The organism is Pseudomonas putida, assembly GCF_016406145.1.
Taxonomy (GTDB): Bacteria; Pseudomonadota; Gammaproteobacteria; order Pseudomonadales; family Pseudomonadaceae; genus Aquipseudomonas; species Aquipseudomonas putida_E.
Window position 1 is genome coordinate 3,252,951 of record NZ_CP066306.1, and the last position, 16,651, is coordinate 3,269,601.

General features: G+C 63.3%; 12 protein-coding genes and 1 pseudogene. 6 read left to right on the top strand and 7 right to left on the bottom strand.

Annotated features, from left to right (window positions below; genetic code table 11):
* Positions 1–9: 9 nt before the first annotated feature.
* Both JET17_RS14885 and JET17_RS14890 read right to left on the bottom strand, forming a co-directional pair.
* Positions 10–1,308 (bottom strand): ATP-binding protein, encoded by a 1,299-nt coding sequence (locus JET17_RS14885; RefSeq protein ID WP_012314785.1) that lies wholly within the window; start codon positions 1,306–1,308, stop codon positions 10–12.
* Between the two features lie 6 nt (positions 1,309–1,314).
* A complete protein-coding gene (locus JET17_RS14890; RefSeq protein WP_012314786.1) occupies positions 1,315–2,016 on the bottom strand; it encodes a response regulator transcription factor in 702 nt (233 codons plus the stop codon).
* Between the two features lie 173 nt (positions 2,017–2,189).
* Between JET17_RS14890 and JET17_RS14895 the strand changes: the two genes are divergently transcribed.
* The 5 genes and pseudogenes from JET17_RS14895 (at position 2,190) to mobA (ending at position 8,229) form a co-directional block, all read left to right on the top strand.
* Positions 2,190–3,365 (top strand): efflux RND transporter periplasmic adaptor subunit, encoded by a 1,176-nt coding sequence (locus tag JET17_RS14895; protein WP_012314787.1) that lies wholly within the window; start codon positions 2,190–2,192, stop codon positions 3,363–3,365.
* An 11-nt stretch (positions 3,366–3,376) separates the two neighbouring features.
* Positions 3,377–6,502, top strand: a complete 3,126-nt coding sequence (locus JET17_RS14900) for an efflux RND transporter permease subunit (protein ID WP_012314788.1) — start codon at positions 3,377–3,379, stop codon at positions 6,500–6,502.
* Positions 6,503–6,670: 168 nt separating this feature from the next.
* A complete protein-coding gene (locus tag JET17_RS14905) occupies positions 6,671–6,940 on the top strand; it encodes a hypothetical protein (RefSeq protein ID WP_012314789.1) in 270 nt (89 codons plus the stop codon).
* 83 nt (positions 6,941–7,023) lie between these two features.
* Positions 7,024–7,377: pseudogene (locus tag JET17_RS27570) on the top strand (Fic family protein); the annotation flags it as partial.
* A 288-nt stretch (positions 7,378–7,665) separates the two neighbouring features.
* The gene (gene mobA, locus JET17_RS14915; RefSeq protein ID WP_042112022.1) at positions 7,666–8,229 is read left to right on the top strand and encodes a molybdenum cofactor guanylyltransferase MobA; all 564 of its coding nucleotides are present in this window, start codon (positions 7,666–7,668) and stop codon (positions 8,227–8,229) included.
* 124 nt (positions 8,230–8,353) lie between these two features.
* Here mobA and JET17_RS14920 read toward each other — a convergent pair whose 3' ends face one another.
* From JET17_RS14920 to peaA, 5 genes are all read right to left on the bottom strand, one after another.
* Complete coding sequence (locus JET17_RS14920) at positions 8,354–10,027, bottom strand: fatty acid CoA ligase family protein (RefSeq protein ID WP_012314791.1); 1,674 nt, start codon at positions 10,025–10,027, stop codon at positions 8,354–8,356.
* Between the two features lie 76 nt (positions 10,028–10,103).
* Entirely contained in the window at positions 10,104–11,225 is a 1,122-nt protein-coding gene (peaD, locus tag JET17_RS14925) for a quinohemoprotein amine dehydrogenase subunit beta (RefSeq protein WP_012314792.1), read from the bottom strand.
* Between the two features lie 32 nt (positions 11,226–11,257).
* Positions 11,258–11,581 (bottom strand): quinohemoprotein amine dehydrogenase subunit gamma, encoded by a 324-nt coding sequence (qhpC, locus tag JET17_RS14930; protein ID WP_008091708.1) that lies wholly within the window; start codon positions 11,579–11,581, stop codon positions 11,258–11,260.
* A gap of 1 nt (position 11,582) precedes the next feature.
* Positions 11,583–13,013, bottom strand: coding sequence for a quinohemoprotein amine dehydrogenase maturation protein (gene peaB / locus JET17_RS14935; protein ID WP_012314793.1), 1,431 nt, complete (start codon positions 13,011–13,013; stop codon positions 11,583–11,585).
* A gap of 50 nt (positions 13,014–13,063) precedes the next feature.
* On the bottom strand, positions 13,064–14,629 hold the full coding sequence (gene peaA, locus JET17_RS14940) for a quinohemoprotein amine dehydrogenase subunit alpha (RefSeq protein WP_042112024.1): 1,566 nt from the start codon (positions 14,627–14,629) through the stop codon (positions 13,064–13,066).
* 481 nt (positions 14,630–15,110) lie between these two features.
* Between peaA and JET17_RS14945 the strand changes: the two genes are divergently transcribed.
* Positions 15,111–16,604 carry an aldehyde dehydrogenase family protein gene (locus JET17_RS14945; protein WP_012314795.1) on the top strand — a complete coding sequence of 498 codons (1,494 nt, stop codon included), beginning with the start codon at positions 15,111–15,113 and terminating at the stop codon, positions 16,602–16,604.
* Positions 16,605–16,651: the final 47 nt, after the last annotated feature.

Here is a 16,651-nt window from a genome sequence, read left to right on the forward strand (position 1 = left end):
TGCCATGGACTAACCTGCTGGCAAGCGAATCATGAACTGTGCACCACCCAGGGCCGACTGCGCCACCGTCAGCGTACCACCCTGCCCCTCGATGGCTCGCCGGCTGATCGCCAGCCCCAGACCGAACCCACCAGTATTGCGATCCCGGCTGCGGTCCAGGCGATAAAAAGGCTGGAAAATCCGCTCACGCTCTTCGACCGGAATGCCGATACCGTCATCCTCGACCGTCAACAGGCAAGCACCGTCCTCTTCCAGACGCAAACGCAGCAGCAGGCTCTGATCGCAATAGCGCATGCCATTGCGCACCAGGTTCTGCACCGCGCGGGCCGTGAGGCGCGGGTCAAGCACGAAGCGCGGTAGAGAACCGTCGGCGCGCACCTCCCACTCAATGCCACGGCTGTCGAGCTCTTCGGCAAAGCTGCCGAGCACACTGTCGACCAGCTCCAGCAACGACACCTCGACCCGCTCACGGGCTTGGTCGGCGTTATACAGCCGGCTGTAGGACAGCAGTTCGAGCACCAGCTCATCCAGCTCGCGCACATGCCCGACCAGCTCCAGCAGGCGCTTGCGACTGGTGGGCGGCACTTCGTCAAACAACAGCACCAGGCCGAAGTCCAAGCGGGTTAGCGGCGTGCGCAGCTCATGGGAGACAGCGTTGAGCAGCTCACGCTGCTGATTGACGTGGCGCTCCAGGTCGCTGGCCATGGTGTCGAATACACCGGCCAGTTCACCGATGTTCGAATGCGGGGAAATATGCGTGCGCTCGGCCATCTGCCCCTGGCCCAGGCGCCTGGCCGTTTCCTTGAGGCGCTCAAGGTCGCGCCAGTGCGGCCACACCCACAGCAGCAGGCAGCCGAGCATTGCGGCGCCGATCAGCACGGTTACGCCCCAGGACAGCACGTTGATGTCCAGCGGGTCCGGTGGCGAGTGCAGGCTCACCAGCCAGCCCTCTTCCAGCGGCGCCAGCACCGTTTCGTAGTAGCCCCACTCGCCGATACGCACTGCGTACAGCCCATGCGCCAGACGTGCCTGCTCCTGCGTGCTCAAGCTAGCCTGATCGGTACGCAGCAGGGTCACCTGCAGCGGCGCGAACGCCTCGGCCAGCTCCTGTTCCACCGCAGGCCATTGCTCACGCGGGGCCTGGCGGAACTGGCGCACGATCAGCGACTGCACGCCTTTGGCCTGGTCCAGGTTATAGGCCACAAAGCGGTCATGGAACAGGCCGACTATGGCGTCAGGGATCAACAGCAGCGCACCGGCGTAGGCGACGATGATCACCAGGTACAGGCGCACCAGAATTTTCAGCATGCTGCTTCAACACTCCCATTCGACGCGGCTGAACAGGTAACCCTTGCCCCATACGGTCTTGATCTTGCGCGCTTCGCCGGCGCTGTCGTCAAACTTGCGCCGCAGCTTGGAAATGGCCACGTCCACCGAGCGGTCGGTGCCATTGAACTCAATGCCGCGCAGTTGCTGAAGGATGCGGTCACGGCTGAGCACTTCCCCGGCATTGCGCGCCAGCACCACGAGCAGGTTGTATTCACCGCTGGACAGTTCGACCTCTTCCCCGCGCCAACTGACCAGGCGCTCGGCCAGGTCGATGCGCAAGCCACCGACCAGGATCTGCTCGCTGTCCAGCCGCGGCTCATGGACGCTGCTGCGGCGCAGCAAGGTTCGCACCCGTGCCAGCAGCACCCGCGGTTCACACGGTTTGGTCACGTAGTCGTCGGCGCCCATCTCCAGCCCCAAGACCTGGTCGTGGCTGTCGTCACGGGCCGTCAGCATCAGGATCGGCAGGCTCTGGGACTCCTGGCGCAGCAGGCGGCACACCTGCAGGCCGTCGATACCCGGTAGCATCAGATCAAGGATGACCAGGTCGGGTTTGTCTTGCCGGAACGCTTCCAGAACATGGTCGCCCCGGGCGATCACCCGCACATGGAAGTCGTTGCGTTGCAGGTAGCTGGCGATCAATTCAGACAGCGCGCTGTCGTCTTCTACCAGGAGAATGTTTGGCATAGGGCTTGGTATGAGTTGAGGAAGGCCAACACAGGCATGTAGCGGCAAGAATATAGAATCCCCACGAGTGCAGGATTTTTCTTCACACTTTTTCACACACGTCCTACAGGTATTAACAGGCAGCCGCGCCCCGCCTGCCTTAGCATACGGCCGGTCATCATCGGAAGGTCCGTATGCCTAACATCCTTATCCATCGCCTGCGCCCCGTGCCGCTCGTGGCGCTTCTGGCCATGTTCCTGGTCGGCTGCAACGACACCGAAGAGCAGGACACCCAGGCCCCCGTACCCCAGGTGCGGGTGGAAACCCTGAAGCTCCAGCCTCTGGCCATCAGCACGGAGCTCAGCGGGCGCATTCTCGCCCCGCGTACCGCCGAAGTGCGCGCGCGGGTGGCGGGCGTGGTGCTCAAGCGGGTCTACCGCGAAGGCAGCGACGTCAAGCAAGGCGACGTGCTGTTTCTGATCGACCCGGCACCGTTCAAGGCCGACCACGATAGCGCCCGTGCCACACTGGCCAAAGCCCAGGCCAACCTGTATCAGGCACGCTTGCAGGAGCAGCGCTACCGCGAACTGGTCGACGACAAGGCCGTCAGCCGCCAGGAGTACGACAATGCCCGCGCGGCCTTCCTGCAGGCCGACGCCGAAGTGGCCGCAGCCAAGGCTGCGCTTGAACGGGCGCGCCTGAACCTGGGTTACGCCACGGTAACCGCACCGATCTCCGGGCGCATCGGCCGCGCCCTGGTCACCGAAGGCGCGCTGGTGGGGCAGAACGAGACCACGCCACTGGCAACCATCCAGCAGCTGGACCCGATCCACGCCGACGTCACCCAGTCGACCCGCGAGCTCAACACCCTGCGCCGTGCGCTACGCGCTGGCGAGTTGCAGCAGGCAGGCAACGGGGAGGCAAGCGCCACGTTGATCCAGGATGACGGCACTGCCTACCCGTTACCCGGCAAACTGCTGTTTTCGGACATCAGCGTCGACCCGAGCACCAACCAGATAACCCTGCGCAGCGAGTTCCCCAACCCTGATCTGGACCTGCTGCCCGGCAGCTACGTGCGCGTGCGCCTGGAGCAGGCCGTACAGCCCAAAGGCATCAGCGTGCCGCAGCGCGCAATCCTGCGTGACAGCGCTGGAGTGCCGAAAGTGCTGGTGGTCGACGCGCAGGCGCGCATCAGCGAGCGCCAAGTGGTACTGGGCAACGCCCAGGGCGACCGCTGGATCGTCAATGAAGGCCTGGCCGCTGGCGAACGTGTAGTGGTCGAGGGCCTGCAGCATGTCAAGGCCGGTGACCAGGTCCTGGTCGACACTGCCCAGCGCAGCCAACCCATCGCCCAGCACAACGGCCAGTGAGGGCCTGACCCATGCCGCAATTCTTCATCGACCGCCCGGTATTTGCCTGGGTGGTCGCGCTGTTCATCCTGCTGGCCGGGGCCCTGGCCATCCCGCAACTGCCGGTGGCCCAATACCCCAACGTGGCCCCGCCGCAGGTGGAAATCTATGCCGTGTACCCGGGGGCGTCCGCAGCCACCATGGACGAGAGCGTGGTCAGCCTGATCGAGCAGGAGCTCAACGGTGCCGACAACCTGTTGTACTTCGAATCGCAGAGCAGCCTGGGCAGCGCCACCATTACCGCCACCTTCGAGCCGGGGACCCACCCGGATCTGGCCCAGGTCGACGTGCAAAACCGCCTCAAGGTGGTCGAGTCGCGCTTGCCGCGCCCGGTGACCCAGCAGGGCCTGCAGGTGGAAAAAGTGTCCACCGGTTTTCTGCTGCTCGGCACCCTGACCTCTGAAGACGGCAGCCTTGATGAAACCGCCCTGTCGGATATCCTTGCCCGCAACGTGATGAACGAAATCCGCCGTCTCAAGGGCGTAGGCAAAGCCCAGCTTTACGGTTCCGAGCGTGCCATGCGGATCTGGATCGACCCTGGCAAGCTGATCGGTTTCAGCCTCACTCCCAACGATGTGGCCAATGCCATCGCCGCACAAAACGCCCAGGTGGCTCCCGGCAGCATCGGCGACCTGCCTGCCCGCAGCACCCAGGAGATCACCGCCAATGTGGTGGTCAAGGGCCAGCTGAGCACGCCGGAAGAATTTTCCGCCATTGTGCTGCGGGCCAACCCGGACGGCTCAACGGTGACCATCGGCGATGTGGCGCGGGTCGAGATCGGCGCCCAGGAATACCAGTACGGCACACGCCTGAACGGCAAGCCGGCCAGCGCCTTCAGCGTGCAGTTGGCACCGGGGGCCAACGCCATGGAAACGGCCACGCTGGTACGGGCGAAGATGCAGGAGCTGTCGGTTTATTTCCCGGAGGGAGTCAAGTACGACATCCCCTATGACACCTCGCCGTTCGTCAAGGTCTCCATCCAGCAGGTCATCAGCACCCTGTTCGAGGCCATGCTGCTGGTTTTCGCCGTGATGTTCCTGTTCCTGCAGAACCTGCGCTACACGTTGATCCCGACCCTGGTGGTGCCGGTGGCGCTGATGGGTACCTTCGCCGTGATGCTGGCGCTGGGCTTTTCGGTCAATGTGCTGACACTGTTCGGCATGGTCCTGGCCATCGGCATTCTGGTCGACGATGCCATCGTGGTGGTGGAGAACGTCGAGCGGATCATGGCCGAGGAAGGCTTGCCGCCGAAGGAGGCAACGCGCAAGGCGATGGGCCAGATCAGCGGCGCCATCATCGGCATCACCCTGGTGCTGGTGGCGGTGTTCCTGCCCATGGCCTTCATGAAAGGCTCTGTCGGGGTGATCTACCAGCAGTTCTCGCTGTCGATGGCCGTGTCGATCCTGTTCTCGGCGTTTCTGGCCCTGAGCCTGACCCCTGCCCTGTGCGCCACCCTGCTCACGCCGCTGCCCAAGGGCGAACACCACGAAAGCAAGGGCTTCTTCGGCTGGTTCAACCGCAATTTCGAACGCATGAGCAGCGGCTATGAGCGCTGGGTGGTGCAGGCCCTCAAGCGCAGCGGCCGCTACCTGCTGGTGTATGGCGTGCTGCTGGCAGTGCTCGGCTACGGCTTCAGCCAGTTGCCCACGGCATTCCTGCCCACTGAAGACCAGGGCTACACCATCACCGACATCCAGCTGCCACCAGGTGCCAGCCGCATGCGTACCGAGCAGGTAGCCGCACAGATCGAGGCGCACAATGCCCAGGAGCCCGGGGTGGGCAACACCACGGTGATTCTCGGTTTCAGCTTCTCCGGTAGCGGGCAGAATGCGGCGCTGACCTTCACCACCCTGAAGGACTGGTCCGAACGCGGCGCTGACGACAGCGCCCAGTCGATTGCCGACCGCGCCAACGCTGCATTCTCCCGGATCCGCGATGCGGTAGCGTTCTCTGTGCTGCCGCCGCCCATCGACGGCCTGGGAGAGTCCACCGGTTTCGAGTTGCGCCTGCAGGACCGTGGTGGCATGGGCCATGCCGCGCTGATGGCGGCGCGTGACGAACTGCTGGCTGGCGCCGGGAAAAGCAAGGTCTTGGTAAACGTGCGCGAAGCTTCGCTGGCCGAAAGCCCGCAGGTACAGCTGGAAATCGACCGCCGCCAGGCCAATGCATTGGGCATATCGTTCGCCGACATTGGCGCGGTGCTGGACACCGCCGTAGGCTCCAACTACGTCAACGACTTCCCCAACCAGGGCCGCATGCAGCGGGTGGTGGTGCAGGCCGAAGGCGACCAGCGCAGCCAGGTCGAGGACCTGCTGAAGATCCACGTGCGCAACAGCAGCGGCAAGATGGTGCCATTAGGCGCGTTCGTACAGGCCAAATGGGTCAGTGGCCCTGTGCAATTGACCCGCTACAACGGCTACCCGGCCGTGTCGATTTCCGGTGAGCCGGCGGCCGGTTATAGCTCGGGCGAGGCCATGGCTGAAGTCGAGCGTCTGGTCGCGCAATTACCGGCCGGGGCCGGCCTGGAATGGACCGGCTTGTCATTGCAGGAGCGCCTGTCCGGCAGCCAGGCACCGCTGTTGATGGCGCTGTCACTGCTGGTGGTGTTCCTGTGCCTGGCGGCGCTGTACGAAAGCTGGTCGATCCCCACCGCAGTGCTCCTGGTGGTACCGCTCGGCGTGCTCGGCGCAGTGCTGGCGGTGACCCTGCGCGGCATGCCCAACGATGTGTTTTTCAAGGTCGGCCTGATCACCTTGATCGGCTTGTCGGCGAAGAACGCCATCCTCATCATCGAATTCGCCAAAAGCCTGGTGGACCAGGGTGTGGATGCCGTCGACGCCGCCGTGCAGGCCGCCCGCCTGCGCCTGCGGCCGATCGTGATGACCTCGCTGGCGTTCATACTCGGCGTGGTGCCACTGGCCATCGCCACCGGCGCCAGCTCGGCGAGCCAGCAGGCGATTGGCACCGGGGTGATCGGCGGGATGCTCAGCGCCACACTGGCGGTGGTGTTCGTGCCGGTGTTCTTTGTGGTGGTGATGCGTTTGGCGCAGCGCCGTCACAAGCAAAACGCGGTCGACGCTAAACATGTAGTCGTGTGATAAAACCACGCGAGGTCTGGCCTGCAAGACTGGCAACAATGTCAGGCCAGACCTTGCACTATCCGCGGCTCGCAGACCCGTGGGTGTTAAACGGCACGCTGCAATGAAGCAACCCATGCGCTTGAAATTCGCTATGTTAATATTGCTTGCATCGGTGGAGGACCTGAAATGAAACAAGCTCACGATATCAGTATCAGAAGCCAAATCCAGGAACTCGCAAAGCAGCATGGCGTGACTGGCAGCAAGGATCGTTTCAGCGACTTGGCTAGCACGGTTACCCGGCTCTCTGGTGATGTCGTTGCACTCGATACCATCGAGAGAATGCTCGTGTCCCTCAAGAAGCAAGGCATTTTGACCAAACAGCAGATTCTGCAGCTGGAAGCCAGTTACCTGCGCGAACAATCGTGTTCTGGCAGCGGACGTAACCTCAGCGCATGATTTTCGACCCCTTTGATGACTATGAGTCCGCAGGCTACCTGCGTAATGCTTTCAAGTTCAAAGACCCCGAACAAATCAAGAAAATGGAGCATCTGGCCTTCGAGGCAAGCCTCGAGGAGGCCATTGCCCTGCTCGCTGCGCCCACGCGCATTACCTATGAAACCCTGCTTGAACTGCATGCACTGCTGTTCTCCGACTTCTATCCCTGGGCCGGCAGGGACCGCGCCGAAGTTGCGCCCAGGCTCGCGGTATTCAAGGGAACCGACTCCGACCCACGCCACACAGCGTTTTGCCCTCCTGATCAGATCAGGCATTGGGCCTCCCACGCCTTGAGACTTGGTCAGGATAGCGAGCGTTTCAGACAGCAACCCGGGGAAGTGCTTGGCTTGCTCGCCGATGCCCACCCTTTTCTGGATGGTAATGGTCGGGCCATCCTGCTGGTGTTCATGGAGCTTTGCCACAGGGCCGGGTTCGCCATTGATTGGTCTCGAACGACCAAAGAACAATACCTGACCGCCTTGAGCGCTGAGATCAACCAACCCTCCAAAGGCCATCTCGACCATTACCTGAAACCCTTCGTGATAGAGGTTTCAGACAGAAGCCAGTGGCCAGAAATCCTTGGCACAATCAAAGGACTTGATGGCCTGGACAAGGAAAACATCAGGTACGAAAGCCTGGATGACCCCGAGGTGCAGAAGCATTACACAGCTTATCGAGCGGTACCGATGCCTCTCCTATCTATCCTGATCCTCGCCGGCGGTCGCGGCCAGCGCATGGGCGGTCGTGATAAAGGGCTGGTGAGATGGCGTGACGAACCGCTTGTGGCGCATGTACAGCAAGTGGTGCGGGCACTGAGTGACGATGTGGTGATCTCCTGCAATCGCAACCAGGACCTTTATCGGCCGTTTGCCGATCAACTGGTGTGCGACGCCGAGGCAGACTTCCCTGGGCCAATGGCTGGGGTGATCGCCGGGCTGACAGCGGCCAAGCATGAATGGGTAGTGGTGCTGGCTTGTGATGCGCCACTGATTGAGCGAGGGTTGATCGAGGATTTGCTGCAGTTGGCAGTGGCCAATGACTGTGCGGCCATGGTGCGTCAGGGTGAGTATTGGCAACCGATGTTCAGCGTGCTGCCGCGCAGGCTGCTGCCGCTGCTGAAGCAGGCCTGGGCGGCTGGAGAGCGGAGCTTGCAGAAGGCCCTGTTGCTGGGGCCGGTGCAGGCCCTGGAATGCCCCGAAGGTGACCCACGCTTGAGCAATTTCAACAGCCCTGAGCTGTTGCAGGGCTGAGCCATTGCCAACCGCACCAATCCTGTCGCCGGCAAGCCGGCTCCTGCGGGTGCCACCAATGCCTTGAGAGCGGTGGGTACCTGTGGGAGCCGGCTTGCCGGCGATAGAGTCATCATTGAGCAAATCATTGCTCAGGCAGCGACTCGATACTGATCTCGCGCATCCTGAATTTCTGTACCTTGCCGGTCACGGTCATGGGGAATTCATCGACGAAACGGAAGTACCTGGGCACCTTGAAATGCGCGATCCGCGCCCTCGCCCACTCGCGCAACTCGTCTGAAGCGACCTGATGCCCCGGGTGCAACCGCACCCAGGCGACGATCTCCTCGCCATACTTGCTGCACGGCACACCGATCACCTGCACGTCGGCCACAGCCGGGTGGGTAAAGAAGAACTCCTCAAGCTCACGTGGGTAAATGTTCTCGCCCCCGCGGATGATCATGTCTTTGCTGCGCCCGACGATGCGCACATACCCCTGCTCGTCCATCACGGCCAGGTCACCGGTGTGCATCCAGCCCTCGCCATCGATGCTCTCGGCGGTGGCCTCGGGATTGTTCCAGTAGCCCAGCATCACGTTGTAGCCACGGGTGCACAGCTCACCTATATCGCCCCGCGGTACGGTATTGCCGTCGGCATCGATCACCTTGCTTTCAAGCCGTGGCTGAGTGCGGCCGACGCTGGTCACGCGGCGCTCCAAATCGTCGTTGGCGCCGGTCTGCAGCGATACCGGGCTGGTCTCGGTCATCCCGTAGGCAATCTGCACCTGGGCCATGTGCATCTCGTCGATCACTCGCCGCATCACTTCGATAGGGCACGTGGCGCCGGCCATGATCCCGGTGCGCAGGCTCGACAGGTCGAAGGCACCGCGCTGCGGGTGGTCCAGTTCTGCGATGAACATGGTCGGCACGCCATACAGTGCGGTGGCCTTTTCCTCGGCTACGGCCCGCAAGGTGGCCAACGGATCAAAGGCATCGTTGGGGTAGATCAGGGTGGAGCCGTGGGTCATGCAGCCAAGGTTGGCCATGACCATGCCAAAACAGTGGTACAACGGCACCGGTACGACGAGGCGATCGTGCTCGGTCAACCCCAGGCTTTCGCCGACCATGTAGCCGTTGTTGAGGACGTTGTTGTGGCTGAGTGTGGCGCCCTTGGGGAAGCCGGTGGTGCCCGAGGTGTACTGGATATTGATCGGGTCACCAGGCTGCAATTGTGCCTGGCGCTCGGCCAGAGCTTGAGCACTCACGGCGTCGGCACGGGCCTGCAGGTCATGCCAGGCAAGCAGGCCTGACGGTGGCGCAATGGCAAGGCTCACTACCCCGCGCAGTTCCGGGAAGCGCTCACAGGCCAATGCGCCGGGCTGGCTGTTCGCCAGCTCCGGGATCAGGCCCAGCAACATGGCGTGGTAGTCGCACGTCTTGAAAGCATCGGCGCAGATCACCCACCGACAGCCCGACTGTCCCAGAGCGTACTCCAGCTCGGTTGCGCGGTAAGCCGGGTTGATATTGACCAGGATCGCGCCGACCTTGGCACTGGCGAACTGGGTGATGCACCACTCGGCGCAATTGGGTGCCCAGATGCCCACGCGCTCACCCGGTTGCACGCCCAGGACCATGAGCGCACGGGCGTGCCGGTCGACGGCGTCGGCCAGTTGCTGCCAGGTGTAGCGCAGGGCCTGGTGACGCACGACCAGCGCCTCGCGGTCGGGGAAGCGGTTGACAGTGGCGTCGAAAGCGTCACCGATGCATTGGCTAAGCAAGGCCTTGCCCAGGTCGCCCTGGCTGTAGCTTGGCTGGGTCATGGGTGCTCTCTTGTTATTCTTGTGGTGGTGGAACCGGCCCAGTCGCCGGTTTTGCCGGCAACTGGGCCAACACAAACTACCTGACAAATACCTGCGGCGTGGTAGTGGACATGTCCCCGCCCGGCAACTTGATGTTCTTCACCTTCTCGAGTGTTTGAGGGTCGAATACCGCCAGGTCATTGAACGTGCCACCCAAGTACAACTTGTCGCCCTTCTTGTCGAAGGTCACACAGTAGTAAGTGTGCTCAAGGTTAGCCGCCTTGATCAGCTTGCGCTCCTTGATATCGTACCGCGCCAGGCGGTTGAGCACGCCATACATCTGGTTCGGGTCCTTTGGCGAGCGCAGGCCGGTGAAGTACAGCTCGGTCAGGTCAGCGAACTCCTGCGTGTGAGTCTTGCCTGTCTTGAGATCCACACTCAGGTAGCCGTACAGCAGCTCGGCGGTAGTGGGGTCCTGCTTGTCGTCCTTGAACCTGGCAATGGTGTAGAGCATCGAGAACTCATGGCGCGGGCTTTGGTGCGGCCAGAAGTACAGCACATCAGGTGCGCTGTAGCCTTTGCGGTTCCAGGTGCGCAAGGGCAGCGCCACCTCGTACTTGCCGGTTTTGACGTCCATCTTGTATATATCCGGCCCGGCCACGAACAGGCTGCCGTCGTCGGCGGCGCGCATCAGGTACACCTGGCGCGGCATCGGGAAGGTGCGCACCGGCTTGGCGTCGACACCATCGGCGGTACGGAACACTTCCAGGCGCGGCGGCTTGACCACGTAGTGGTCGTTCAGGCGCTGGCTGGGGTTGACCGTGGCATACACCTCTTTGCCGTCAGGGCTGATGGCAAACGAGTACATCGACTTGCCGACTTCGCCGGGCACGCTGGACAGGTTAGCGTGGAAGGTGGTCTTGCAGGTGTCCAGGTCGATGCCGTAGATGTCCGCGTAGTGGTTGTTGAGCACATAGGCGGTGCGGTTGTCCGGCGCCATCATCGCGGTGCCAGGGCCGAACGCATCCGGCATGCGGCAGCTCTTGTACAGCGTGTCGCTGGCTACATCGACCACGTGCAGGTTGTTCGGGTAGTTGGTGGCGATCAGGTATTCCTTGCCGGCCTTGAGGGCGGGCCCGGTATCATCGGCCTGTACCGCCCAGGTGCAGGCCGTGGCGGCGACGGTGAGCGCGAGCTGCGCGCAAAGTCCAGGTTTCATGCGGTTTCCCCTTGTCATTCTTGTTGGGCCGGTTATTTGTCTTTCGGGAACACGGTGCCGAGGTTGCGCCAGTCATCCTGGGAGTTGGTCGCCTGGGCGTTCCAGTCCTGGTAGGTGCTCATCATGTCCGGCACCTGGGCCGGCCACCAGCAAGGGTCGGAGCAGCCATACAGGTCGGCTTCCATCGGCTGGCACAGCGAGCTGACACCACCAAAGGCGTCGACTTCCCAGCCTGGGTCGGTGGTGGCGGTGCACCCGGCTACCGCGCTCATGGCCATGACTTCTTCGACGCGATCTTCGGCGGCGGCCTGCTCAAGGATGCGCGCCTTGTTGTTGAGGGGCTTCAAGTGCTTCATGTCAGTGCGCCTTCCGCGGGGTAATGTAGCGATCGATGAAGGCCGGGTTGGCGGCCATGATGCGGCTGTAGACCTCGATGCCGAAGTCGACCCAATCGCGCATCAGCTCGCAATAGTGGTAGGTCGGGTGCTGCGGGTCGCCGTAGCGTGCGTAGCTCTCGTGGTAGCAGCCGCCGGAGCACAGGTTGCGGATGCGGCAGCTCTCACAACCGGTGTTGCTGCGGTCCAGACGCTGGGACAGGAAGTCATTGAGCTGCGCCTGCTTGACGCCCTGGTGCACGTTGCCGAAGGTCGGCAGGCTAGAGCCGGTGAAGCGGTGGCAAAGGTTCAGCTCTCCCTCGTGGTCCACCGCCAGCATCTTCAACCCGGCGCCGCACGGCAGGGCTTTCTTGTGACCCTCGTGAATGTCGGTGATCAGCTGGTGCAAGTTGGAGAAGCCGATGTTGCGGTGCTCCAGGGCGGCTTCCAGGTAACGGCGGCCCAGCGCCTTCATGTTGGCGAAGACTTCGACCAGCTCATCGCCGGTGAGGTTGAAGTCGGCCATGTCGCCGGAGGTGACCGGGGCGAAGCCGACTTCAGCGAACCCCATCTCGTTGAACAAGTGGTTCCAGATGGTCTCGACATCGGTGATGCCGCGGGTCAGGGTCACCCGCGCGCCGACCGGGCGGCTGGTGTAGCGCGACAGCAGCATGTCGGCCTTGCGCCGCACCACGTCATAGGTGCCCTGCCCGCCCACGGTGATGCGGTTGCGGTCGTGCACGGTCTTGGGCCCGTCGATGCTCACCGAGAGGCCGAAGCGGTGGGCGTTCAGCCAGTCGACGGTCTCTTCGGTGAGCAGCGTGGCGTTGGTGGTCATGATGAACTCCACCTGCTTGCCCGCCTCGGCGAAGCGCCGCTCGCAGTAGGCCACCATGTGCTCGATCAGCGGCCGGTTGGACAACGGCTCGCCGCCGAAGAACACCACGCTGTAGCGCTGTTCGTCGGGGGACTCCTTGAGCAGCATCTCCACCGAAGCTTCGGCAGTGGCCGTGCTCATCTTCTTGCCGGCGGACGGTTTGTCCAAGTCTTCCTTGTAGCAGTAGGTGCAGCTCAGGTTGCAGCCGGTGTTGACGTTCAGCACCACGGTGTTGAGTGCGGTGCGCTCGACCTGCTTGAGGGCGATTTCCGGGGTCAGCGGCGAGCCGTCACTGACCAGCTCCAGGGCGATCAGCTCGCGCAGGGTTTCCTGGATGTCCTGGCCGGCGAACCGCTGGCCGAGACGCTGGGTCAGCTCCTCGGCGCTGCAACCTTGCTGGCGCAGGGTGTCGATGATGCCGCCGGTCACCGCATCGGCGGCGAACAGCGAACTGCTGGGGATATGGAACAGCATGCGGTCGGCGTCGACCTGCACTTCGTGCAGGTTACGCTCGACCAGGTTCAGTAGTGCGCCCATGGCGACCTCCGAGTAATCGATCCGTTAGATATGCGCCTGGCAACCGGCCCTTAAGGCAAAGGCGGGTTGTTCCAGCGCTGAACAGTAACGATCATGTGCCCCTCGCCCGTCTGGCCGCCGTCAGCCAGGGTGGCGATCACTTTCAGGTTGCCGGCGTTGTTGGTCATCATCTTGCGCGCCGGGTTCGGCCCCGCGCCGCCTGGCACGAACACTCCGTCGGCCTGCATCTGTCCGGCGAACTTGACGTCTTCGTCTTCGACCGCCCGCTCGTTGAACGGCTCGACCTTCCAGGTCGCCGGCAGATAGCCGATGCGCAGCGGCTGGCCGCTGGCGTCCTTGCCCCAGGCTTCGGCCTCGAAGCGGCCCTGGACTTTCGGCACCGAGGCGCCGTTTCCGCCGATACGGGCGATGGAAAACGCCGGTACCACCTTCACTTCCTCGACCTTGTCGTACACCGCCAGCTTGACGCCCTTCAGCGCGCCCACCGCCACTTCACGCTGCCCTGGCTTAGCGTCGGCCGCAGCGCGCGCCTTGACCCGCACCAGGGTGGGGGTCTGTTCCAGCACTTCGGTCACTTCGACACCTGCGCCCAGGTCCGGCTTACCGTCCAGGCCGGTGCCCACCAGGCTGATCTCGCTTTCGCCGCCGGCCTTGATGAACTGCGGTTGCACCGCCAGCAAGCGTGCCTTGCCCTCCTTCACTGCGGTGAAGTCAAGCCCGCGCTCATCATGATCGGCTTCATACATGCGGCCTTTCATCTCGCCATCGAGTGCCGCGAAAACCTGGCGCAGGCTGGCCTCGCCGATCTTGACATTGCCGCGCCACTCGTAGCCGTTGTAGAGGATCGCCGAGCCGCTGCCGTTGAACGGCGTGCCGTCGGCGTAGATACCTTTGACGTCGACCTTGAAGGTATCGCCCTGGTCGGGGCTGACGGTCATCACCCCACGCACATCGCCCTTGGCGAGCATATGGCCGCTGAAAGCCCACTGCCCCGGCAAAGTATCGGCCTTGGGCTTGGCCTTCTGCCATTCAGCCCAAGCCGGGCTTTCCAGCGGGAAGCGCTTGGCCAGCTCCGGTACCACCTGTTTCAGGGCGATGTCCAGCCAATTACGGTCGCGGGCCTGGGCCTGGTATTCCAGCGACGGCCATTGGCTGAGGTGGAAGTTGACCAAGTGCTCCCATTCCTGCGCCGGACGGCGCTGCAGGGCCACGCGGGCACCGGAGTGGCAGCGGCCGCAGGTTTCGCTGAGCTGGGTGTCGAAATGCTCGACGGTATTGAGGCGGCGCTCCATGGCGTAGCGCACGCCGTCGGTTTCGCTCGGCGCCAGGCCTTGCTGGTCGGCCAGGTACTTGACCAGGGTGCGGCGGTCGTCGTCACTGATCTGCAGGCCGTGCATCACCTGCATGCGGGCGATGCTCATCAGCCAACCCTCGGGCGTCTTGCGCTGATGGCTGATGCGGCTGTAGGTATCGTTGCCCTCGGGGATATGGCACCCCATGCACTTGTTCTGCAACAGGGTCGCACCCTGCTCGGCCGCCATGGCCTGGGTGCCCAGCAGTGCGGCGGCGACAAGCGCCAGTTTGCCCGCATGCCGCCGGAGTCGAGTCGTCTTCAAGGTCAGACCTCCACGGTTGTTGTTCTTATCGTTTTCGCACGCTTTGGTACAGCAGGTGTGCATGTGGCAGTTGTGATACAGAAACTGTGCCACATGCTGATAAATCTTTGTATTTCAGTCTTTTAGTCGGTTTCCTGGATCGCCAGCGCGGTACTGGGGGCGAGTTGGACCGTGCCATTTCGCGACAGGCTGTATCAACATGAGACAGGGCCAGTTGTGCAGGCCATCGCTGGCACGCCAGCGCCCGCAACTCCCCCGGAGTTCTCTAGACCTGCCGGAGCCGGCTTGCCAGCGATGGAGCCACCCAGACACTGTTTCACCACCGTCTCACACCGTCTCAAAGTGCAACAGCGCAGCCACGCAATCGCCAACCTGCGCCTTGGCAAACCCAAGGCGGCTCAAGCGTTTGCGCCTGTTGAGGCTACTTGGCACGCCCATTGCGCCAATGCCCGGCACATCCAATGACAAGAGGCACCGCCCCATGCTTTCCGAACTGCCCATCCTGCCCGTCACCCGCGCCTTCCTCGAGCGCAAGCTGAAGATGCGCATCGGCGCCGACTGGCAGGACGCCGCCTGCGGTCGCACCCTATCGTTCCGCAACCCGGCCACCGGTGAAGTTCTCGGCGAAGTGCCCGCCGCCGAGCAGGAGGACGTCGACCGCGCCGTACGCGCCGCCCGCCAGGCCTTCGACGACTCGCCCTGGAGCCGCATGCGCCCGCGCGAGCGGCAGAACCTGCTGTGGCGCCTGGCCGACCTGATGGAGCGAGATGCGCAGCAGCTGGCCGAACTGGAGTGCTTGAACAACGGCAAGAGCGCCGTCGTGGCCAAGGTCATGGACGTGCAATTGGCCATCGACTTCCTGCGCTACATGGCGGGTTGGGCCACCAAGATCGAGGGTAGCACCGTCGAGGCCTCAATGCCGTTGATGCCCAATGACCAGTTCCATGGTTTCGTGCGCCGCGAAGCGGTGGGCGTGGTGGGCGCCATCGTCGCCTGGAACTTCCCGCTGCTACTGGCCTGCTGGAAGCTCGGCCCGGCCCTGGCCACCGGCTGCACCGTGGTGCTCAAGCCTGCCGACGAAACCCCGCTGACCGCGCTCAAGCTCGCCGAACTGGTGGACGAAGCCGGCTACCCGGCCGGTGTGCTCAACGTCATCACCGGCACCGGCCTCAATGCCGGCGCGGCGCTGAGCCGCCACCCCGGCGTGGACAAGCTGACCTTCACCGGCTCCACCGAAGTGGGCAAGCTGATCGGCAAGGCGGCGATGGAGAACATGACCCGGGTCACCCTCGAACTGGGCGGCAAGTCACCGACCATCGTGATGCCCGACGCCGACCTGCAACAAGCCGCCGCCGGCGCCGCCACGGCGATCTTCTTCAACCAGGGCCAGGTGTGCTGCGCGGGTTCGCGCCTGTACGTGCACCGTAAGCACTTCGACAACGTGGTAGCCGACATCGCCGGCATCGCCAATGGCATGAAGCTGGGCAGCGGCCTGGACCCGGCCGTGCAGATGGGCCCGCTGATCTCGGCCAAGCAGCAGGACCGTGTCACCGGCTACATCGAGCTGGGCCGCGAGCTGGGCGCAACCATTGCTTGCGGTGGTGAAGGCTTTGGCCCGGGCTATTTCGTCAAGCCGACGGTGATCGTCGACGTCGACCAGCGCCATCGCCTGGTGCAGGAAGAAATCTTCGGCCCGGTGCTGGTAGCGATGCCGTTCGATGACCTCGACCAAGTGATCGGCATGGCCAACGACAACCCCTACGGCCTGGGTGCCAGCATCTGGTCCAACGACTTGGCTGCGGTGCACCGGATGATCCCGCGCATCAAGTCGGGCTCGGTATGGGTCAACTGCCACAGTGCGCTGGATCCGGCCCTGCCGTTCGGGGGCTACAAGATGTCGGGCGTTGGCCGTGAGATGGGCGCGGCCGCTATCGAGCATTACACCGAGCTGAAGTCGGTGCTGATCAGGCTCTGACTTTGCACCTGTACCGGCCTTGGGACCTGCGCACTCCCTGTTTGGGG